Annotated in this window: 13 protein-coding genes and 1 pseudogene; 8 read left to right on the top strand and 6 right to left on the bottom strand. The window is 68.4% G+C overall.

The features are described 5' to 3' along the window. Positions 1–486: 486 nt before the first annotated feature. The gene (locus tag ACIRVF_RS31430) at positions 487–951 is read left to right on the top strand and encodes a hypothetical protein (RefSeq protein ID WP_402825318.1); all 465 of its coding nucleotides are present in this window, start codon (positions 487–489) and stop codon (positions 949–951) included. Between the two features lie 98 nt (positions 952–1,049). Here the strand turns inward: ACIRVF_RS31430 and ACIRVF_RS31425 are convergent, their stop codons facing one another. Continuing rightward, a complete protein-coding gene (locus ACIRVF_RS31425; protein ID WP_402825315.1) occupies positions 1,050–1,298 on the bottom strand; it encodes a DUF6296 family protein in 249 nt (82 codons plus the stop codon). A 23-nt stretch (positions 1,299–1,321) separates the two neighbouring features. Further along, a complete protein-coding gene (locus ACIRVF_RS31420) occupies positions 1,322–1,474 on the bottom strand; it encodes a helix-turn-helix domain-containing protein (RefSeq protein WP_402825624.1) in 153 nt (50 codons plus the stop codon). 4 nt (positions 1,475–1,478) lie between these two features. Here ACIRVF_RS31420 and ACIRVF_RS31415 point away from each other — a divergent pair, with 4 nt between their 5' ends. Next, positions 1,479–2,558, top strand: a complete 1,080-nt coding sequence (locus ACIRVF_RS31415; protein WP_402825312.1) for a hypothetical protein — start codon at positions 1,479–1,481, stop codon at positions 2,556–2,558. Positions 2,559–2,727: 169 nt separating this feature from the next. Here the strand turns inward: ACIRVF_RS31415 and ACIRVF_RS31410 are convergent, their stop codons facing one another. Together ACIRVF_RS31410 and ACIRVF_RS31405 are read right to left on the bottom strand one after the other, a co-directional pair. After that, positions 2,728–4,377: a zinc-ribbon domain-containing protein gene (locus ACIRVF_RS31410; RefSeq protein WP_402825309.1), complete on the bottom strand. Its 1,650-nt coding sequence runs from the start codon at positions 4,375–4,377 to the stop codon at positions 2,728–2,730. Positions 4,378–4,641: 264 nt separating this feature from the next. Then, positions 4,642–4,908, bottom strand: coding sequence for a hypothetical protein (locus tag ACIRVF_RS31405; RefSeq protein WP_402825306.1), 267 nt, complete (start codon positions 4,906–4,908; stop codon positions 4,642–4,644). Between the two features lie 662 nt (positions 4,909–5,570). Here ACIRVF_RS31405 and ACIRVF_RS31400 point away from each other — a divergent pair. The 4 genes from ACIRVF_RS31400 to ACIRVF_RS31385 all read left to right on the top strand — a co-directional run bounded on the left by ACIRVF_RS31400 (position 5,571) and on the right by ACIRVF_RS31385 (position 15,349). Then, on the top strand, positions 5,571–7,598 hold the full coding sequence (locus ACIRVF_RS31400) for a hypothetical protein (RefSeq protein WP_402825303.1): 2,028 nt from the start codon (positions 5,571–5,573) through the stop codon (positions 7,596–7,598). A 643-nt stretch (positions 7,599–8,241) separates the two neighbouring features. After that, positions 8,242–9,381: a hypothetical protein gene (locus tag ACIRVF_RS31395; protein ID WP_402825300.1), complete on the top strand. Its 1,140-nt coding sequence runs from the start codon at positions 8,242–8,244 to the stop codon at positions 9,379–9,381. Continuing rightward, complete coding sequence (locus ACIRVF_RS31390; protein ID WP_402825297.1) at positions 9,378–12,659, top strand: hypothetical protein; 3,282 nt, start codon at positions 9,378–9,380, stop codon at positions 12,657–12,659. Before ACIRVF_RS31395 ends, ACIRVF_RS31390 begins: the two co-directional genes overlap by 4 nt. After that, positions 12,656–15,349, top strand: a complete 2,694-nt coding sequence (locus ACIRVF_RS31385; RefSeq protein WP_402825295.1) for an RNaseH domain-containing protein — start codon at positions 12,656–12,658, stop codon at positions 15,347–15,349. Before ACIRVF_RS31390 ends, ACIRVF_RS31385 begins: the two co-directional genes overlap by 4 nt. Before the next feature lie 346 nt (positions 15,350–15,695). On the opposite strand, the pseudogene ACIRVF_RS31380 reads toward ACIRVF_RS31385, so the two are convergent. Together ACIRVF_RS31380 and ACIRVF_RS31375 are read right to left on the bottom strand one after the other, a co-directional pair. Beyond that, positions 15,696–16,830 (bottom strand): annotated as a pseudogene (locus ACIRVF_RS31380) (hypothetical protein). Between the two features lie 226 nt (positions 16,831–17,056). Further along, positions 17,057–18,217, bottom strand: a complete 1,161-nt coding sequence (locus ACIRVF_RS31375; RefSeq protein ID WP_402825292.1) for a tyrosine-type recombinase/integrase — start codon at positions 18,215–18,217, stop codon at positions 17,057–17,059. A gap of 1,076 nt (positions 18,218–19,293) precedes the next feature. Here ACIRVF_RS31375 and ACIRVF_RS31370 point away from each other — a divergent pair. Together ACIRVF_RS31370 and ACIRVF_RS31365 are read left to right on the top strand one after the other, a co-directional pair. Beyond that, positions 19,294–20,217 (top strand): aminotransferase class I/II-fold pyridoxal phosphate-dependent enzyme, encoded by a 924-nt coding sequence (locus ACIRVF_RS31370; RefSeq protein ID WP_402825289.1) that lies wholly within the window; start codon positions 19,294–19,296, stop codon positions 20,215–20,217. Positions 20,218–20,532: 315 nt separating this feature from the next. Further along, positions 20,533–21,060, top strand: coding sequence for a hypothetical protein (locus tag ACIRVF_RS31365; protein ID WP_402825286.1), 528 nt, complete (start codon positions 20,533–20,535; stop codon positions 21,058–21,060). Positions 21,061–21,177 lie beyond the last annotated feature (117 nt).

The raw sequence follows: 21,177 nt of genomic DNA, 5'->3' as shown, positions 1-21,177 counted from the left end.
GGGGGCCCCCCCGGTTGGGCCGCCGGGGGTGGGGGGGGGGTTTTGGGCCCCCCCCCCGGTTTATGTACACCGCGGGGGCGGGGGCCGCCGGCGGCCCCCCCCCCCCGGCTCGCAGGGTGTGCAGCTAAGACGGCCGTGCTACACACCGGGTCGCTGCTCCTGGCGGCGCAGCAAGGGCGCCCTTTTCATCAGCTGCTGCCCGTGACCGGCCGGGTCTGGCGACGGTTGCGCCGACATACAACTCGCGGAAGACAACCGATCCGGGCTTTCGCGCGTTGCGGCTCACAATGTATAAAGCCGCGGTTCGGGTGGGCGGGTCGTCTTGGTCTCTGCGGTAGCGGGCACCAGCATGGGCAGCAGACCGAGGACGCAGCGCTCTTGTTGTCATTGACCTGTCCAGCTTTCGAGGGCCTTGGGCTACTTCACTATGGCGGTGGGTCGGCGCGTTTGCGGTTTCGTGTGAGCGACGGTGGAAGGGCATCGCAGGTGATCCAAACTGTCTGCCAGATTGTCCAGGCGATTGCGAGTGTTGCTGGTGTAGCTGCGACCGTCTTCATCGCATGGACGGTTAGGCGCGGTACAAAACGCCTGGCGCGAATTGAACATGACAGAGCCATCAAGAATGCCTGGATTGCGATCGATACGATCGCGCTCTCGGACGACAGGAATCTAGAGGCTGCCGATCTGTTGATTAATCCTGATACCGAAGGCGACTCTCTCGAAGAGCGCCGGAGGCGCTGGCTTTGTTTTATGTTCATGAATCCCATGGGTGCTACCTTCAGGGGTTTTGACGGCGGTCTTTTTGATAGCTCCGCTGCCGCCCCATATGAAAATGAACTTTACCCGCTCGCTTCCAATGAAGTTTTTTTCGCCATGGTTAAAAAGTACGCGTTCGAGCCGGGCTTCGTAGAGCTGTGCGAGCGATTGCGGCGTCGCACGGATTTCTCGTAGTCGGGTGGGAGCAGGCACGACTCCGGTGCGACGGAGGCGGAGGCTCGTTCTCGCAGACGCGGAGTTCCGGACTTGGGCTGCGCAACCGGACGGTCCTGTCAGGGCATAGGGACGGCGTGCAGCAGGGGGTGGCCGTCGCTGTCGTATTCGGCGGGGGTGGACAGCACGGTCGCCGTTTCTCCGTCGTTGTGCAGCCGCCAGTGGCCGGTGGCGTCGCTCCCGACATGGCCGCCGCCCGGGGCGACGTCGCCAGATGGACCAGGAGCCCGGGGCCGGGCGTGCATGCCGACCGGCCCGGGCAGAGTCACCGCGTAGGGCCGATGGACGGGGCCTCGACCATGGTGCACCGGCTTCCCGGCGCTCTCGCGACCTATCTGCCCGGTGGCGAGGGTACGTCCGAGGTCCTACCAGCCAGCGTTCGGTATTCGCCCGGCGGCATCCCGTATGCAGCCTTGAAGACCCGGCTGAAGACGGCCGAATCCGCGAAGCCCCACCGCCTACCTATCGCCCCCACTGGACGCATCGCCATGTCGGGCGCTACCAGATCAGCGCGGCATCGCTCCAGCCGAAGCTCCCGGCGAGCGGCCCTGTCGGCCGAGGGCCGTGACACGGCGGACTACTACAAGGCACTGCAGTCCGACGAACTCGGCGTCGGATTCGCGCTGGCCGTGGCCAAGCACGTCCTGGCCAGGCGCTACCCGGACCACAGCGTCTCCATCGTCCCCGCCGACGCCGCCCTGCGGGCGGGCTTCGCGGTGACCGGCCGGGACAGCGGCGTCCCCGTCGGCTACCGCTGCCGCCCCCAGTACCTTGCGGAGGTGTGGAAACCCGGCCGGCCCTCGCGGGTCTTCCCGATCGCCTGCAAGGGCAACCACAGCGGCGCCTCCGCCTCCCACACCCAACTCGCCTCGGCCTCAGTCCACGCCGACGCCGTACACATCGGCGGATGGACGGACACCGCGGCCCTGATCTTCAGCACCGAACTCCCCGTCGACGGGCCGATGACCGTCCACCTACTGCACACACCAGGCAACGGCGGCACACTCACCCACCCGGTCGGCGAAGCCAGAGACCTGGACAAGGAACTCGACCAGGACAACATCTTCCCCGGAATCCTGCCGCCCGCACAGGACGGCCGAACCCCTGAACCCGTTCCGGGCTTCCACATCCAGGCCAACCACTTCGCCTGGTTCCAGCACCCCCTCGCCCGCACCGGCGCGGCGGGCCTGACAGCCTTCGCCGGCGACGCGGCAGCCACCGTCCCGTACCTCACCGGCCGGCAGGGCCGCAAACGGTACGAGGGCATCTCGCACGCCGCGATCGGCAGCGTCCAGGACGCGGACCACGAACTCCTCGGCATCCCGTTCGTCGGCACCGACCACGTCCTGCGCCTCAACCGCACACGAGTGGAGGCCTTCTCGGGCATCGCGGAGGACCTCTTCGAACACCTCGTCGAGCGCCGCCTCACCCGCTACCGCAAAGAGGCCCACGCCCGCCGCTCGTCGTGGCCGAACGCCACCTGGGACGACGACTGGGACGGCCCCGTCTCCATCCACCCGGACGGATCCGTCCTCGCCCTGCGCGTGCTCCCGGGGCGGGACTGCTGACACCACGGCCGTGCCCGCTCCGAACCTCTTCATGCATGAATCCGGCGTGGTCCGCCCGCAGCCCTCTCCGGTGAGAAGGCCGGGCGCGGTCCGTATCGGAGCTCCCGGGAATGGGGCGTGAGGAGCGGGCCCGGGCTGCGCCTTCTGCCGGCACGGGGAGTTCCGTGGATCAGTGTTCGGATGCCCACCGCTTTACCCGCTCGATCACACAATCCGGATCGGGAACCGTCGAGTGGACGGTGAACTCGGCGTACCCGGGGTCGTCGATCGACAGAGCGGGCAACGGATGCTCGCGCAGCCGCGCAACAAGGTATTCCGCGGCCAGTAGGTCACGGGACTTCTCCTCGTCGACATCGGCCTTGTCCGCGTGCCAGTAGGAGCCGTCGTACTCCACGGCGAGCTTCCGGCCGCCCGAGAGTTCGACCGTGATGTCGACGTGCCAGACGCTGCGTCGGAGGAACGCATCGTGGCGTACGGCCTGGCCCGAGGATGCCTTGCCGAAGGCGCGTTCCGCGGCCGCGTGGTGGTCGAGCTCGATCTGGGACTTGCCGTGTTCCCTGCATTCGGGGCACCCGCTGCCGACGGCACGGGAGGCCAGGGGCGCCTGCCACACGTGCGTGGGGTCGGCGGTGCAGACCCAGGTCGGGACGAATGCCGTCTGACCGCTGGGGCGCACGTGCCAGGCGGAGAGCGGGTTCACCGGCGACCACTCGGCGGCGAGGTCCGGGAAGTGGAACGCGAGTGAGTCGAGGATCGTGCGGCACTCGGGGCAGCGCAGGCGCTGCCCCTTGTCCCGTTGCTCAGGCGTGTCCTGCCACTCGTGGCCGCAGCCGGGGTCCTGCCACCACACGGTTCTGCGCGACTTGGGGGAGAGTTTGGCCAGGCTGATGCGGCCGTTGCGGCTCGGGTGCCACTGGGAGGCGATCTCCGGGCTGATCCTGAACGGGGCGGGAATGGCGGCTTCGGTTTCCAGCCGAGCGGCGCGTGTCTCCTGGCTCCGGCAGGAGGGGCAGCCCGAACGCAGATAGGTGTACGGGGATATGCGCGGGTGGTGTCCCCGCGGACAGCGGAACTGCCGCAGCGGCCCGAGTTTGGCCACGGTGACGGTGCGGGGGTCCTCGTCGTCGGCCCACGCCGCGAGCAGTTCGCGCACCTCGGAGACGGGCGTCACCTGGTAGCGCTCGTACTCCGCCTCCCACTCGACGTGGCGATTCGGCTCGCAGGTTGGGCACTTCGCCCGGTGGATCATGTCGTGGACCCGGGCGGTGAACCGCAGGCCGCAGTCGGGGCAGCGCCAGGCCGCCTCGCGGCGGGCTACGACGGTGACGCTCTCCCACTGTGCGAGGTCGTTCGCTCCGTGGTCCCACCATGCGAGGACGGGGAGCCTAGAGTCCTTGAGCAGGGCCCGCTGCTTCTGCCCGGGCGGGTTGGGCGTCTGTCGTGCGCGGCCCGGGTTGGTCTGGCACCGGCAGCCGAACGCGATGTCCCCCATTCGTTCGGCGGCGAGGCGGCCGCAGTACCGGCACCGGACGTGATGAGGGTCGTCGCGGTAGGACGGGTTGGTCAGTGCTGCCAAGTAGTCGTAACCGTGCCTGTCCGCGCGTTCCTTCGCGTCTGCTACAGGGACCGGCGTCAGATCCGCGTACGCGCCGTGGCGCCGCCGTTCGTCCTGCGCCCACTGGCGCCAGTAGCACGCCCGGCACGTCGCCTCGTTCTCCGCGTTCTTGGAGACGGTGTACTCGAAGCGGTAGTGAGCCTCGCAGCCGCACGTCAGGCACCGGGTCAGGCGCCACGCCGTCGGCTTGGCGAACGGCTCCAACGGCTCCAGGCCGCCGGCGCGGAGGATGCCTGTGATGTGATCGTCGCACCAGGCATCGCGCGAACGCGTCCGGTACGCGGCCGACTGCGAGCAACCAGGATCCGAACACAGCTGAACCGGCTTCCCGGGCGATATAGGGATCACCTGCAGGATTCTTTCATGGTCACGTGCTGTTCCCCAGAGCGGGGCCTATGCAGTACGTCTACGATCCTTGGTTTCCCCCCACTGCGGCGGGTGCCGCGATCGGCCAAGATCACTGACTGCCTACACTGAGCCGATGCCCCGCTCCATGATCAAAAAGTGCTCCGTGTCGAGGGTCACAGCGCTGTCCGTCGCGGGCGCGCTCCTCGGCATGGCCACGGCCTGCGGCACCGGTCTGTCGCCCGCCGCTGCGCCGAACCCGTCCTCCGCGGCGGCCTCGTCATCCGCGCTGCCGTTGTCCGTCCCACCGCTGTCGCCCGCGCCGATGGAGGCTTCCACTTCACCGGCCCAGACCCGGACGTCCTCGCCGACCGCACCCCTGGCCGACACCGCTCCAGCACCCACCAGGCGCAGCGCGACAGGGAAGCCGACAGAGACGGACGGCCCGGACGGAGACTCCCCTGGGCGGCACGACGGGAGCAACTACGACAACCTCTCCCCTGAGGGCAAGGAAGCGCACGACACCGAGAACTGCGCCCAGATACCCGGCACGAAGAAGGGAAGCTGCAACGAACCCCACCGCAAGTGCCGCGAGGCCGGCGCCACCGCCACCTCCTCGAGTGGCCTGGCTCTCACCTGCCGGACCTCTCCCAAGGACGGGCGCCTGCGCTGGCTCACTGCAGGGGAATGACCCCGACGCCGTCCAGGCGGACAGGAGAACGCCGGTCAGACCGAGCCGCTTGCCGTCGTCCGCAGGACGTATGTGGGAACAGCGTTCTCGGCTGACCTTGTCGGTGCCCTCATCTAGGCTCGCAAGCCGAGACCGATAGGGGAGTCACGTGCTCGACTGTGCTCTGACCGCAGATGTTCCGCTCGGCCCGTTCGAGGGCACGCCCGTCACCGTCCATTCGGCCAAGGGCAAGAACGCAAAGCTCCATGCTGGGGCGACATGCACCCAGCTGCGTGCCCGTGACATCACGACGGCCCAGGTCCCGTTGAACGCGGAGACGATCGGCCGGATGTGCTCACGCTGCGCGCCGCGGGGTGCGTGGGTGCGCTCGGAAACCGGCCTGGGCGTTTTCCTCAAGGAACTCGGCGGGATCGGTCTGCTCTACCAGTTGCGATTTCACACCGGGCCGGACGAGGACACCTGGTGGGACGAGAACGAGGTCCAGGCCGCCGCAGACCTGCTGCGCACCGAGCCCGTAGTCGACCCTGACAGCGAGGAAGTAGACGGCGACGAGGAAGAGGCGCGCGACGACGCTGAGCACCTGCGGAACAGCGTGTTCTCCGCCTGGCGGAATGCGGCGAAGAGCCTGCACCAGGCCGAAGCCGTTGTCGCAATGTTCCCCTGGCTTGCCGACTGGGCGGGGACGAAGCTGGCCGTGAAGAAGCAACACCTGGAGACACTGCGTGTGCAAGCCGCACGGTTCGTCGACCCGGACGGACTCCTGACCGGCGCGGCAGCAGCGCTCCTGGACGAGCCGGACCTGCCCATCGACGATCCGGCGCTGACCACGATCGGCACACGCGAGGAGATTAACAAGAGGCTGAAGGCACTGTGGCGGGACTGGCAGCACAAGGCCGAAGCTGGCTGGGGCCGGCCGAGCGAGCGCTCGTACATCTCCTACACGCTCACCCACGGTATGCGCTCCAACCGCAAGGGCTACGCACAGGCATGTTCCGCCGCTGACGAGCTGGTCGCGTCCTGGGAGGACCTGGCGCATGCCGCAGCTGCCGGCGCCGAGCCCAAGCCGACCTTGCTGGTGACCGCGCACCTGTCGGAGGTCGCCGACGACTCCTCGCACCGGGACGAGCGGGGATTCCTCAGCGAACTCGACAACTGGACCACCGGCGTTCTCGTCACCTACCTCGCCACCGCCGACTGGGCCCGGCGCACCCTCACCCTGCAGGTCCCGCCCCTCATCGCCGATCGACTTCTCGACTCCCGCGCCTCCCTCCTCGACTGCGAACCCCACACCACCGCCACGGCCGAAACGACGACCGGTACCAGGGCCGAAACGGCCGTGGCCCACATCAGGCCGGGGGTCTTCGACGACACCCCCGTCCGTGACCGCCAGCCGTTCGCCGCTGACCACGTGCGCGCGCTGCGCGCCGTCTCGGCGGGAGAAGACCAGCTGTACCTGGTCTTCTCCCCGGACGGAGGATCGGAGGTCTTGCCACTGGCGGTCGTCGAGAGGCGGCTGGCCGCCGGGTGGCACGGAACCGTCATCGCCGGAGCCTCGGACCTGCCGACGAGCGTCATCGAACCGTGGATCCAGGAAATCGGACCTCGTCCCGACGAAGACGAAGGGGAGAGCATCTGGCCCACCCCCGTCCGCGATCCGCACGATCCGCAGTTCGGAGAGGACCTCGGTCTCGCAGACGGCGCCCGCACCACCGCTCGCCTGAGGTACCGAAGGGAGAACTTTGAACAGGAGCTGCGATGCCTGGCCATGGCACGCGGCGCGGCGGACCTGCGCACCCTCGACGGCGGCCCCGACCGTGACGGCCGCCGCCGCACCGTGTCCAGCGCGGTGTGGCACGGCCTGCTGGTCAGCGCCCGCCGCCTTCGCCTCCAACCGTTCGAGCAGCCCGGCACCGACCGGTGGCACCGCGGCAGCGGAATCCCGTTGGGCGTCCTCGCCGATGTACAGGTCTACACCACCGATGCCGACCCCGGCTGGCAACGCAAGGGCCACTCACCGTTCTGTTCACACTCCGGAGAACGCGGCGTCACCGAGCACGACGACCTGCTACGCATCGCGGACCTCCTCGCCCGCGACGACTTCGACTGGTGCAGCAAGTGCGACGGCTTCGCGGTACGGCGACTGACCGACACCCAGCTGTCCTACTATCGAGCGGCTCACCGCCTCCACGACGTCGCCCGGAAGCTCGACCGGGACTCGGGCACCACACACGGGACCGGCTGGGAGGCGCTGACCGCTCAGCTGAGCGAGCTGTCCGACTGGCACCCGATCGGCGAGAAGTACTGGGACGCCCCGGAGTCGTGGCGCTGGAGCGAGAGCATCCGTGACCTCCGACGGCGCCTTGAGGCAGCTCGCCGCCAGACCCCCTGACGAAGGGCCCGTCTGCACGGGGGTGTCCTGCGGGGGACTGTATCGCTCGCAGGACAGCCCTGTTGCCCTGCTCACGGTTCGCGTAACCGGGCGCAACCCAGTCAAGCGCGTGGGAGAGCGCGAGAACGGCCTCATCGGCGCAGTCTTGAAGAGGTGGCCGTAGAGGTTGATGGTGAGGGTGAGGGTGGAGTGGCGCATCGTCTTGCAGACGATGGCCAAGGGGGGTATCGGCGGCGATCGTGATACTGGCCGCCGTGCGGTGCAGGTCGTGTAGGCCGATTCTGGGGAGGCCGAGTTCGGTGGTGCGCCTGCAGAACTGGTCGAGGACCCACTGCGGCCGCAGCGGTGAGCCGTCGGGACGGCCGAAGACGAGGCCCTCGAGCCGGCCGTCGAGGCGGGCGTTCATCTGGATCGCGGCTTGGCGGTGGATGGCAGCCATGACTCTGGGAAAGGGGCTGATCCAGGGCCGACTGACCTCGGTCTTCGGTTCCCGGAGGCGGATCTTCCCGTCGTCGATGGCGGCGAGGCATCCAGCGGACGTAGTGACGCCCTGCCTGCGGGCCCGGTCACAGAGCCTGAAGAGGGCTCGACCCGATGCACCGCTGAACTGGCGAAGTCCTGCAGGCTGTGGTAGCCCGAAAGTATGCGGCGGGCGGACGACTACGTCCTATTGGGACTGCTTGCTGCCGGGCTGGTCGACACCGGTCGGCAACTGCAGCAGCTCGCCGACGCCATCCCCGGTGAGATTTCTGGCCGTAGCGCCTTCTCCCTGCGCTGGCAGGAGGGCTTCACCCGGCTGTGGTGGCGGTTCAGCGAGGACGGGCAGCCCGCCCTGCGGAACTACTATTCCGCCCTCGACCTGTGCAGAGTCCCGCTGGGTGACTGGCCGATCACTTTGGGAATCGCGGCATCCGATCAGGAAGCGGTAATGCTCGACGCCGGCGGCGTCAGCGAGTTCACACTGGAGGCGGCCCGGTTCCAGCGGGGAGATGTCGAGGCCCAGTTGGTGGAGCAGCATCTGTTCGCGGAGCTGCGGCTGGTCGCCCGTGCCAACGCGCGAAGCGAGCAGGAAGTACAGGAAGGGTACGTCCGGCTGCGGCGGATGCTGATCGAGCAGCCCGTGCTTAGCGATCTCGATGTGGTCCGGCTTGAGCAGGAGTTTCCGGCTCGTCCGGCGGCGGGTGAACCGTATGTGATGGCCCTGGTCCGTGCCGGGTACGAGCAGCGGCCTGGTGAGGGCGGTGTGAACCTGGTCCGGTGTGCCAACTGCCGGATTCCGCTGCCCCACGCGCGAGCGCGTACAGCATGTGGCACCCCGGGCTGCGTCACCAAGGCAGAGACGTTTCACCTAGAGACCTTGGGCTTCTACTGGGTCCTGCACCGGGCCGCGCGCAGGTTCGTCCATGGTGCGGGCGTGTTCGAACTCCGGGTTTTCAGAGAGATCGAGGGGCTCGGGCTGGAACCGGAGCTGTGGGCCGGGCTGGACGCCCTGGACGTGTCGTTCTCCGTCGACCGCGCGGGAACGACCTACTGGGGAACGGATGAGAAGGACTGGGAGAGCGCAGGGCTCCTGGCCCGCTGCTTTTCCTGGCCGTCGGCCCCGGTGTGCACGCGCCGGTTCCTGGTCGTGCCGACACACCGCGCGCAGGCGGCGTACTTGCAGGATCTCAGGACGGAGCTGGAAGGGCGGCTGCCGGCGGATCTTCCGGTCGAGGTGGTCAGCGAGCGGAAGCTGCTCACCGAGGTGAGGAAGGTCGTCAGGGCGCAAGGTGGGCAGTCATGAGGGACGTCACGTCCTGGTACGCGAGCCTCGCGAACGAGATGGGGCTCGAACAGCACAGTGTCGACCCCCTGCAGATTCGCGAGTTCTTCGCTGTCGAGGCGGCGCTCACCTTCCTGGCTGACCACTTCCCGGACGAGCCCGTGGAGAACCTCTGGGCATTGCTTTCGGGGTTCGCACTCTACCGTCCCTCGGACCGCGTGATGCAGGCGCGGGTCCGGCGGTTGAGCCTTCTGCTCGGCCGGTACCGAACCGGCAGCCGATGGAGCCGCAGTCTGCAGGAGTACGACAAGGTCCCCGAGCGACTGAGGGTCTTCATCCCGCTGACCGGCCCGCTCGGCGACCCCTATGACGAGGAGCACCCCGGCAGCAGGCGCTACCGGATGCGCGAGCCGACCATCGGCATCAGCCGCGTCTCCCGCTACCGCAGCGTCCTCGACGAGCCCGTGCCCTACGCGCCACCACGCCTCAAGCGTGACGCCGAATTCGGCGAGACCTACTGGTTCATGAACACCGATTCCGGCGACGCCGAGGAGGTCTTCATCCCGGAGGTCGAAGTCCCCGAGCCGCTGAACCACCTGCCCTTGGTCGCCGAGCGCACCCGCAAGGCGGTGGATCTCCCGCCCGAGGCCCTCATCGCGGCTGCCGCGCGGATGGACCGGGCACTCGATCCTCTACCGCAGATCGAGGAGAAGGACTTCACCGAACGGCTTCGAAAGATCACCTATTTCGCGTGGGACCAGTCGAGGGAGAAGTTCACCAGGCGCCGAATCGACTGCCGGGTCGAGGGACTCCAGCACGGCATCGGTCTTCCGAACAGCGGCAAGACCTCCTACGCCTTGATCGCCACCGTCGCAGCCGTTGACAACGGCTACCGCGTCGCGCTGGTGCTCCCCTCGGTCGGTGACTGCCTCAAGATGGTCACGATGTTCGACGCCCTCGGCATCTCCGCAGTACCTCTGATCGGCGTCGGCCGCCGCCAGGGCCACGCGAACGGCTACTGGCAGGGTGTCTTCGCCGAGTCGGCCCCCTACTTTCCCTCCCGGCAGGACCCAGCCGTCGACTACGTGACGGTCAACTGCCTTCTGGAGCCCCACCGTTGGGCGCCAGGAGGACGACATTCACCGCTTCGGGCCCGGGACTTCCCATGCCGGGAGAAGCTCCTCGACGTCGAGGGCGGCAAGTACAACTGTCCGCTCATCCCGATCTGTCCGTTCCACCGTGCCACCCAACGGGTTGCCGACGCGCAGGTCTGGCTGACCACTCCCGCCGGCCTCATCTCCAGCTGGGCGCAGCCGGTGGATGGCCGGCTGCGCTGGCTGGAGCTCTTCCAGCACCTGGTCGACCTTCTGATCGTCGACGAGGCCGACAAGGTCCAGCAACAACTCGACGAGACCTTCCTGCAGAGCCAGGTCCTGATCCGCGAGGACGACAGCTGGTGGGACACGGAAGTCATCAACGCGCAGACGGGCTTGGGCCACAGTGCCCGGCTGTCCTTCAAGGATGAGCGGGTGACGGAGTACTTCCAGGCCAAGAACGTGGCGGACGGAGCCGCCAACGCCCTCTACCGCGTCCTGCTGGAACCGGTACCCGGCAGCGCACAGCTGCGCAAGCACCTCGACGGCACCTACTTCTCCGGCCACTCCCTCTTCATCGAGCTCGCGAGATCCCTCCAGGGACTGAGCCCGAACAGCCACGGCGACCCGGTCCGTGAGGAACGCGCCCAGGCGTACTACCGGAAGAATTTCGAGCAGTTCGTCTTCCACACCTTCGCCCCTGCCGCAGAGGGCCCGCTCGGTACCGTCGTACCCTGGCTGGCCACGCCCCTGATGGCGTCGAAGCGGCTCTCCAAGGTGCTCGACGAATGGCTCCTCCTCCAAGCACACCCGAGTGCCAGACGTACCGTCGCGAAGCGGCTCGACTACCTCCGGCAGCTTCTGCGCGCCGCCTACCAGACGTCGATGCTGGGATCGGCCTACCTGCATATGGCCACCGTCCGACCCGCCGTCCAGCAACGGCTCGAACTGCCCGGCGACGAGAAGTTCTGGAGCTCGCGTCCGCCCGCCGACTACGACGCGCTGGTGCCCGAAGCCCCGCAGGGGAACATGCTGGCCTTCCAGTGGATCAACAACCGCCGTGACACTGGGAACCTCCGGGTCTTCTGGGTCCGCGGCATCGGCCGGTGGCTGCTGCACCACCTGCACGACCTCCTCTCCCCGGAGGCCATCGACGGCCCCAACACGCTGCTGCTGTCCGCCACTTCCTGGGCCGGTCACTCCTCGGCCTACCACGTCGGCGTCCCGGTGTCGTTCATCCTCCGCGAACCGGCGCAGGACCGGGCCGCCATCGCCCGAAGCCGGTTTCACTTCCGGCCGGCGCTGGTCAACAGCGCGTTGGTGTCACCGGCTGGGAAGCTCGGCGACGAACGGCAGGACGCGGTGCGCCGGATCGCCGCGTACATCGCCGGAACCGGCGGGCCCAGCCTGCTCGCATCCGTCCTCGCCGATCTTCCCGACAACAGGCGAAAGGCGCTCCTCGTCGGCCAAAGCAAGACGGACGCCCGGACGGTGGCCACCTACGTCGTCCAGCACACCCCGTTCAGCGCGTTGCACGTCGTGTCCGACGACTCGCCTCCGGGCCGCTGGGGGATCCAGCGGCGCAATGTGCCCCAGTTCGGACTCGGCGACGACGACGTCCTCGCGGCGGCATTGCTTTCCATCGAGCGCGCGCTGAACATCCTGAACACAGACGGCACGGCGGCCCTCGGCGTCGTCTTCTTCCTCGTCCGCCCGCATCCGCCTCCAACCGAGCTCGACTTCCCGATGGGCAACGCGAACCGGCGCGCCATGCGGCTCCTCGAAAACCCGGTGATCGACCCGGCTTCGCTCGCCGACGTGGCCCGGGAGATCCGCCGGTCCGGTCGGGCCGAGTGGCACATGCTTCTCGGTCGGCCCGTCGTCTTTCGGCACCTGCGCGGCCCGAGCCACCAGGCCTTCGTGTGGGACACCATCCCCCAGATCTGGCAGACCATCTGCAGGTGCATCCGCGGCGGTCAACCCGCCGAGGTCTACTTCTGCGACCCGGCGTTCGCTCCCCGCCGCGCTGCGGGCGAAGGTGTGCCCGACACGGTCCACACCAGCATCCTGGTCGCTATGCAGCGCGCCCTGCGGCGTCAGATTCACCCCGGTTCGTCTGCGGACTCCCGTGACCAACAGGCCGCCGAGGTGTTGTACGGGCTGATGCTGCAGTGCCTGGAGAACATGGATTGGGGAATCCGGTGACCATCGCCCCCTTCGGGGAGATCCAGCCCCTCGCCTTCACGGTCGACCCCGACGCGTTCCCCGACCGGATGCTCTCGACCCTGACCTTTCCCGCCGCCTGGATGCGCCTGCTGCACGAGCAGTGGCAGCCCCGCTACCACGACCAGTGGATGCCGACCCGCGCTCTGGCCGACCTCGCGGCGGCCCTCGACCAGGCGATCGTCGACGTATCGACCTACGGTCTGGACCAGCCCGACCGGTACTGGATCGCCGCCGAACGCCCGGTGCCCTCCGAACTGCTGCACCACCTCGTCGCCGCCTGGGCCACCGTGAACATCACCCGAGACCGACCGCACGTCGACTGGTACGAGCTGCTCGACCCCTCGGCAACGGACGGCCAATGGGTGGAACGAGCCGTCCCCATCGGGCGGTGGGACATCCGGCCCAACGGCACGGCCGCACCCGTCGCGGGGATGTTCCAGATCCTGCCGAGCCTCCTCGCCGCCGAGCTGACCCGTTCCGGTCTCCACCTCCTCGCCGACGACCAACCCCAGCACCCCCTCGTCCTCGGCCCTACCAGCCACGGCGCCAGGGAGGCCGTCGAGTGGCCGCCACGACCCATGCCCGACCGGGACGGTCCCGCCCCGTGGTCACTCGGCACCCGCTTGGCCGCGCAGGTCGCCTGGCAGGATCCGGTCCCCCGCGTCCACCTCGACCTCGTGCTGCACCGCTGGCTCCACCTCCCCCTCGGCTGGTCACCCAACAAGAAGCTGCACGTCTGGCTGCTCGCGCCGGACGGACTGGTCCGCCCGAGCGAAGAGCCGACCTTCCTGCGCGCCGCCGCGACGTGGCGCCACGGCGGCTGGAAGTGGACCGGAGACCTCGAAGAACTCGCGGGACGGCTCGGCCAGCTCCCGTACCCGCCGCTCACCGGCATCCTGGCGGACCCCGCGAAGTACCTCAGCGGCGGACGACGGATGGCCGCAGTGCAGTACCAGTCGGGCATGACACTCCGTCGAAACAGCCATGACGACTCCCACGGGCCGAAGACCATCCACCACCCGGTGAAGCCAGGCTTCCTCCCGATCGACCACCGCCAGGTACTCGAAGCCGTCACCAAGGTCCTGGAACCCCTCGGCCTCCAGCCCGTCGACGCCCCGCGACGACGCGCGACGGCCGCCCGCTCCACCAGCCCTCGCCGAGAACCGCAGAACCGCTCGTACGCCCTGGAGCTCTGGGAGCAGTCCCCGGCTTGGCGCGACCTCCTCCTCAAGGCGGTGACTGACTCTGAGCACGGGCTCGGCCTCACCGCATCGGCACCCGCCGCCGGCGGCTCAACAGCAGGACCGCTCCGGTTCAGCGGGGACTTCGACCTGTCCGTCGCACTCGCAGAAATCGGCGCACTCGCCGCCAGCCTGCCTCTCAAGCCCTGGGAGGAAACCAAGGACCGAGGACTGCCCGAAGCCCGGCGCCGGCGGATCAACGAGATCACCAAGGCCCTGCGCCACCGACCCCACCGCCAGAGCGACCCGCCGGTCGGCGCGATCGTCGAGATCGACGGCCCACGAGCATTCAGCGGCAAGAACGTGGGCGACCCCAAGGACACGATTCGCGCGGGATTCGCGGAAAACCACCACATCACCCAGTTCATGCTGCCAGTCCCGGGCCACGACACCACCCAACCCCCGGAGACGGACTTCGTGACCCCCGACGACGTCGTCGAAGTCGTTCTCACCGAGGACATCGAGAACTCCGAAGACGAGAGCACGGACGAGCACGACCCGGGCACCAAGGACCTGATGAGAGCCGCGAACTCCCTCCGCGACGCCCTCCGCCAACTCGGCCGGCTCCCAGAGCTCCACCCAGCGCCAGGCGGAGAGGAGATCGAGGTCTGGGGCATCTGGCTGGAGATGGCGAAGGGGTCCGTCGTACCCACCGTCATCCGGGTCCGGCCGAACGGCGAGACGACAGCGCAGCTACCCGGGCAGCCAGAACTCTCCTACACCGAACTTCACCTCGCCCTGGCCCGCGAACAGGGCCGACTCGACCTCGATCGCACCAGCGACAGCACCTACATCGGCTTCCTCCGCCAAGTACTCATCCCCGACCGCCCGACCGGCCCGCGGCTGCTCCTGGTGGGCGGACGCAACGCCCGCAGCCGCGGCTGGCCCTGGCTCCAGACCCAGCACATGCGCCAGGACGTCCTCATCCTGCCGGGAGCCGACCCGGACAAGAGCGCGCACCTGGACCCGCACGAGGCCAAGGCCACCGACCCACTCGACCAGCTCGGCATCCGCCGCCCCGAGGACTGCCCCGGGCTGCGCATCGTCCGCATCGTCGAACGCGACGCGGCGCGGGAAGTGCCCCACGTTTTCAGCCGGGACGAGACCCGACAGCAGGGGATGTCCCAGGGGCTCTTCCGCCTGCACGACCGCCTCTACTACGGCCTCGCCCCCAAGCCCATCCAGGGCAAAGGCCCGATCGCCGTCACCAAGTTCGACCACGCCACACCCCGCGCCGCCCGCCGCCGGGGCTGGAACACGAACGCCCTGGAGATCGCCCCGGCCTTCCTCCAGCCCGGCGACGACCCCGCCGAGTGGGCCATGTACGTCCAGTCCCTGCGCACGGCCCACCTCCACACGAACGTGGCCACCCGGCTCCCCCACCCCCTCCACTCCGCTGACCTCGCCGCCCGCTACATCCAGCGGTAGACGTGCGTACGGTTGAGGTTCTGGCATCGCTGACCCGCCCACACCTGAGGTGAGCTGTCCGGGGCTGGGCATCCCGCTCGGAGGACGTAATGTCGGCGCCTGCGCGCCGCGGGGCATTCGTGGGAATGGCCACTGCTCCGACCGCTTACCAGCCCGGTACGACGTAGCGTCCGACCACTGGGAGGGCGATCTAGCCTTCGGCAAAGGAGTGTAGGTCCGCGATCGGCGACTGGTCGAACGCGTCTCGCGCCGATCAGCTGAGGCCCGGGTACCCGCCGGCGCGCAATCCCGTGTCGATTCTGGTCTTCGGCAGTCGGTTGTCGAGCACAGTCGGCCCATCGGCGCGTCAGCTGGCGGCCTGCTGTCGTCGGAGGAGGGTGGTGGTGAGTTCGACTGTGGCGAGGTACCACCAGAAGATCCAGTCGAGGAAGGCGGGGTCGTAGTCCTCCAGTTGGCTGGCGTCGCGGTGGCGGATCCCGAAGCGGTTGGCGATCTGGAACAGCGCGCCGTCGTCCGGCTTGCCGAGCTCAGTGCGGATCAGGTCACGTCGCTCCTCGAGGATTCCGGCGAGGGCGATGATCGCGGAGCGTTTCTCCTCGATGGCCGCGTTGCGGCCTCGGTAGAGTGCGATGGCGTGCGCGGTGCGCTGCTGGATGTCGGGGTCGGCGACGGTCAGAGTGCGGTGGACGAGGTCGGCGCGTGCGTCGTCGGTCACGGCGACGAGCCGGCCCTGGTCCTCGCCCTCGTCCGCGAGGCGGTAGTGGATTCCGGCGCTGGCGAGCAGCCGGTTCACCCGCCACCGGTAGAGAACCCGGGCGGGTCCGGTGTGGAACTCCCGGTGGTGCCAGCCGCACGAGTTCCAGTTGTGGTAACTGCGGTCGCGTGGGCGGGAGACGAGATCGTGGAACACCTCCACGAGACCGAAGAACGTGTCCTCGTCCCACTCCGCAGGCTTGAGAGGCCACAGACTGCCGATCCCCAGGCGAAGCTCCAGAACCTCGGCCAGGATTGGGCAGCACCTCGTCCACATCAACGCACTCCTCACCAAAGTGCTCGACCAGGTAACCGTTGCCCTCCAACTCCGTGACCAGCCGGGCGAAGCCGAGCCGCACCGCGTCCGGGTGCGCGGCAGGTACCGGGCCGGAGACCGCCGTGCGTTGCGGCCAGTAGGGGCGCGGCTCAGTGAACTGCCGGATCTCGGCCGCTCGGTCGACCAGCTCGCGGAACCACGTGCGCTGCGTCAGGACTGGCGTCCGTCCCCACGGGCTGGGGTCCGGTTCGCCCCAGGGATCGTCGCTCCTCGGCGCTACGGGCGGCAGGTCGTCGAAGTCCGAGCAGGCGCTGGCCCCCTGGAACGCCTCGGTGAGCAGCCACTGCGCTCTGGAGGTCCAGTCCCGCCGTCCCGACGCCGCGATGTGGTTGCCCTCGGCGATGAAGAGGTCGGTGGGCCATGTCAGTTCGTAGCTGCTGAGATCTATCACGGGGATCCCTCCGCGCCAGAGTCCGCCGGTCAAGCGATCTACGTGCCGGCTGCACCGGGAGGATACCGGCGGACTCGGACAGAGTGCGGGAATTTCCCCCGGCGCACGGTTGACACGTGCGGCCCGGAACGCATTCCAGACCGTCTGACCTGTCTGTCGACTTCTCGCCTTCTGGGCTTCCCCCGCCAGTACAGCTCTGCCGAGTCGGGGAGAAGCCCGGCTGCCGCTACGCGGCGAGCGGCAGGTCGTCGTCGCCGCGGGGGAGGGCGCGGAATTGGCCTGTCTGGGCTTGGTCGAGCGCTCGGGCGAGTGCGTTGACGGCCTGGTCGGCGGAGCCCTTGAAGAGGTGGCCGTAGAGGTTGATCGTGGTCGCCAGGGTCGCATGCCGCAGCGTTTTGGAGACGATCGCGATGGGAATGCCTTCGGCGATCATGATGCTGGCCGCGGTGTGCCGCAGGTCATGCAGCCCGATCCTGGGCACGCCGAGTTCGACGGTGCGTTTGCGGAGCTGGTCGAGGACCCACTGGGGCCGCAGCGGGGTCCCGCCCGGGCGGGCGAAGACGAGGCCCTCCAGCCGACCGTCGGGGTGGGCGTTCATCTGGATTGTGGCCTGGCGGTGGAGGGCGGTCATGACTCTGGGGGAGAGGCTGATCCAGGCGCGACTGGCCTCGGTCTTCGGCTCCCAGAGGTGGATCTCGCCGTTGTCAATGGCGGCGAGGGTCCAGCGGACGTAGAGCTTGCGGTCCATGAGGTGCACGTCCGTCCAATGCAGGGCAAGGACCTCACCGCGGCGCATGCCGGTACCGAGCATGACCTCGAACAGGTCGGTCAGCTGGTCCGCGTAGCACTCGGCATTGTAGCGCAGGAACGCCGCAGCCTCCTCGGGGGTCCAGCAGGTGCGCTCTTCGGCGCGGGGCCTGGGCGGGACGGAGTGCTTGGCCGGGTTGTAGCGCAGCCCCCAGGAGCGGACGGCGGCGTTGAGGGCGTTGCGCAAGGTGGAGACGATCCGGTAGACGGTGACCTTGCCGCGCTTGGTCTTGCGCTGGTTGGCGATCCAGCGCTCGACGTGCTTGGGGCGCAGGTCGGGCAGCCGGTAGTGGCCGAAGGCGGGGATGAGGTCCCGCTCCACGCACGCCTCGTAGCCGACATAGGTGTTCGGCGCGAGCTCCTCCTTCTTCACAGCCAGCCACTGCCGCAGGAAGCTCGCCACCGTGACGCGCCGGTCCTCGTACACCCCGCGCAGCTCACCGTTCAGCACCGCCTTCATCTCCCGGGCCGCCTCCGCACGGGTGGCGAACCCGCCGCGCCGGCGGGTCTTGCGCTTCCCGTCCTCGGGTGCCAGGTCGACGCAGTACGTCCACGACCCGTGCTCCGCCTCCTCCAGCAACCGCACACACCACGGACCCAACTGCTTCCCCGTGGTCCCGTCCGAACAACCACACCGCCGGTACACCCGACCACGCTGCGCACGCTGTCCCATGAGCTTCCCCTTCTCTCGGACTGGGTGGTGCCTCTGTGACAAGAGTGGCTGCCGTGTCGGGTGTGGCGGCAGAGCGTGCGGGGCGGTGCGCGAAGCACTCAGGACCAGACGGCGAAGACACGCTCAAGACGACACACCGCCCGGAAGATCACCATCCGTAGTCGGTGGGTAGGGGACCATGATCCGCCCGCAGGCGCCGGTCCCGTGGGCCGACTGACGGCATCGGCACGAGGGCAGTCGGGCTGGCGTGAGGCCGCGTGCTGAAAGCCCGACAGATCCCGATCACAGACGGTATCCGCGGTGGGGTGGTCGGCCTGGGGACCATTTTGGGACCACACCCGATGAGCACCCGTGGACGCTGGTGATCGGAAACGGACACTTGTGCGCAAAGTAAACACTGAGCCACGGTCAGAGGTCCGCAGCGCCATTTCTGCAAAGAAGCCCCAACTCACTTGTACCTCATGGCAGTTGAACAACAAAAAGGCCGAGACCTTGAGGCCTCTGCTGCCGACAATAAGTGAACCCCTTGACTGGGGGTCAAGGGGTCGCAGGTTCAAATCCTGTCGTCCCGACTTGCGTATCCGCAGGTCGGAAGCCATCCCCATCGGAACGATGGGGATGGCCTTTTCCTTTGGTGGTCGCAGTGTGGTCGTGAACGCTCGTTCACGCCGTCCCGCTGAGCGGGTTTTCGCTGGCTGGGGCCCTCCGTCCTGGTCGTGACGGGACATTTGTTTTCAGGTCGGGCATTCGAGTGTCGTCGATCGCGGACCTGTCGCCTGTTCGGCGCGGAAATGGGCCCGGATTCGCGGGAAATGGGCATGCCGACAGAACCCGCGGCGTCATCTGTTTCGACGGGCCGCACGTTCATTGGGTGACAGCTATGGGCCGGGAGGCCGGTTGTCCGGTCCCACCGACGTGAACGGCTCGGCCTGCCGAGGCCGCTTCGGCGCTGCGGTTGTCAGGCCGCGTGGCTGAAGAGCAGGTTGGGCAAGCCCCCCGAGGACATCGTCCTCGCCGTCTCGCCCACCTACGTCGGCCTCGCGGGCGCGGCCCGGCTCGCCGGCCTGCCCGTGTGGCCTGTGCACAGCGGCCCTCAGGGCATCGACCTGGACCACCTGGCCGCCCGGCTGGCTGCCGCCCGTGCCCGAGGTCTTCGTCCGCGAGCGCTGTACGTGATCCCGGACGCCGCCAACCCGACCGGTGTGAGCATGGACCTCGCCACCCGCCGCGCGCTGGTAGCGGCAGCCGCGAAGGAGCGCCTGCTGCTGTTGGAGGACAACGCGTACAGCATGTTCGCCGGTCCGGACGCGATCCCTTCTCTGAAGGCCGTCGACCAGGACAGCGACCGGACGGGAGTGGTCGTCTACCTCGGGTCGTTCGCCAAGTCCGCCCTGCCCGGCGTTCGGGTGGGCTACGTCGTCGCTGACCAGAGGGTTGCTGGTCAACCGGGCTTGTTGTCTGACCAGTTGGCGGTACTCAAGAGCATGGTGACGGTCAACACGTCGCCGATCGCTCAGGCGGTGGTGGGCGGCGCGCTGCTCTCCCATAAGCTGAGCCTGCGCGCCAAGAACCGGCCGGAGAACGCCCTGTACTCCCGTAGCCGCGAGCGGATGCTCCGGGCCTTGGCCGACCGTTTCAGCGACCGCCCGGACGTGAACTGGAACAGCCCGACCGGCGGCTTCTTCCTGACGCTGAGCGTTCCGTTCGACGCGACCGACGGCACGCTGGAACATTCAGCGGGCATCCACGGTGTGCTCTGGACGCCGATGCGCTACTTCTACGCCGACGGCGGTGGCGCCCGTCAGATCCGGCTTTCGTTCAGCCAGGTCACTGAGCGGGAGATCGAGGAGGGGATCGACCGTTTGCGGGCCCTGGTGGAAGAGGTGGCACCGATCACGCGGCTCTGATCGGGCCCGCTGCCTGCCCCGTGCCCGCTGGCACCTCGGCCGGAGTGTACGCCGCGGCGATGGCCATGGCCGGCACGATCTCGCGGTCGCCGTCGTATCGCCCTGCGCCGTGCCACGGCTCCTTCCTGGCAGGCCACGTCAACGGAGATTCAACCTCTGGGCGTGAAGGTTCTCCCACGGGCGCCCGCAGAGTCGCCGAAACGCTCACCGTGCACCAGCAATCGGGATCGCCCGCCCGGCAGTGATGAGGATGCGCTCCGCTGGACCTGTCTGGACGGGTGGTCACCATCGGCGGGCGCTCGCTAGATTTCCGCCATGAGCGATGACGAGGACTACCTGGATAAGAGCCCCGCTGCCGGACGAATGGGGAAGGCGGCGGAGTACTTGGTCGCGGCCTCGTGCATCCTTGTCACGGGCGGCGAGTTGAACGTCTCCACTTCGCTCGTGGACGACGAGGGGGTGGACCTTGTCTTCCACCGGCGCGGAAGTTCCGCGACGCTAGCGGTACAGGTGAAGGCTCGGATGTCTACTGGAACGCAAGTTCAGCAGGGAAGGCTGATGGCCTTTGTACGGTCGCAGACGTTCCAGCCACGGGCCGACCTGGACATGCTGTTCGTCGCCGTGGACGTCGAGCTGGGGGCAATCATGACGGCCTGGCTGATACCGAGCGGCGCGTTCGGCGAGATGGTGACCGAGCCCAACAGCAAGGGGCGCTTCCGCTTCTCGGCGTCGATGAAGCCGGACTCAAAGGATCGCTGGAGCCGGTTTCGGCTGACGGCTGCGGAGCTCCCCAAGCGTGTCCTTGCCCGGCTGGCCGAGCTGGAGAAGGTGGGAGTCGAGTAAGTATGGCCTAACAGTCGTGGGGGGGGGGGCCCCCGCGGGAGGGGGGGGCCAGGTCGGAGAGAAAAGAGGAAAGGGAGACAACCCCCGGGGGCCGGGGGACGCGGGCCCCCCCCCACC

The sequence above is a fragment of the Kitasatospora sp. NPDC101157 genome (assembly GCF_044768255.1).
Classification (GTDB): domain Bacteria; phylum Actinomycetota; class Actinomycetes; order Streptomycetales; family Streptomycetaceae; genus Kitasatospora.
This window is presented reverse-complemented; position numbering and strand designations above follow the sequence as displayed.

What these genes read in the sequence shown, in the direction of transcription:
- ACIRVF_RS31420 (WP_402825624.1), bottom strand. Translation starts at nt 1,474, where the DNA reads ATGCGTCCAGTGGGGGCGATAGGTAGGCGGTGGGGCTTCGCGGATTCG.
- ACIRVF_RS31415 (WP_402825312.1), top strand. Translation starts at nt 1,479, where the DNA reads ATGTCGGGCGCTACCAGATCAGCGCGGCATCGCTCCAGCCGAAGCTCC.
- ACIRVF_RS31395 (WP_402825300.1), top strand. Translation starts at nt 8,242, where the DNA reads ATGCGGCGGGCGGACGACTACGTCCTATTGGGACTGCTTGCTGCCGGG.
- ACIRVF_RS31390 (WP_402825297.1), top strand. Translation starts at nt 9,378, where the DNA reads ATGAGGGACGTCACGTCCTGGTACGCGAGCCTCGCGAACGAGATGGGG.
- ACIRVF_RS31365 (WP_402825286.1), top strand. Translation starts at nt 20,533, where the DNA reads ATGAGCGATGACGAGGACTACCTGGATAAGAGCCCCGCTGCCGGACGA.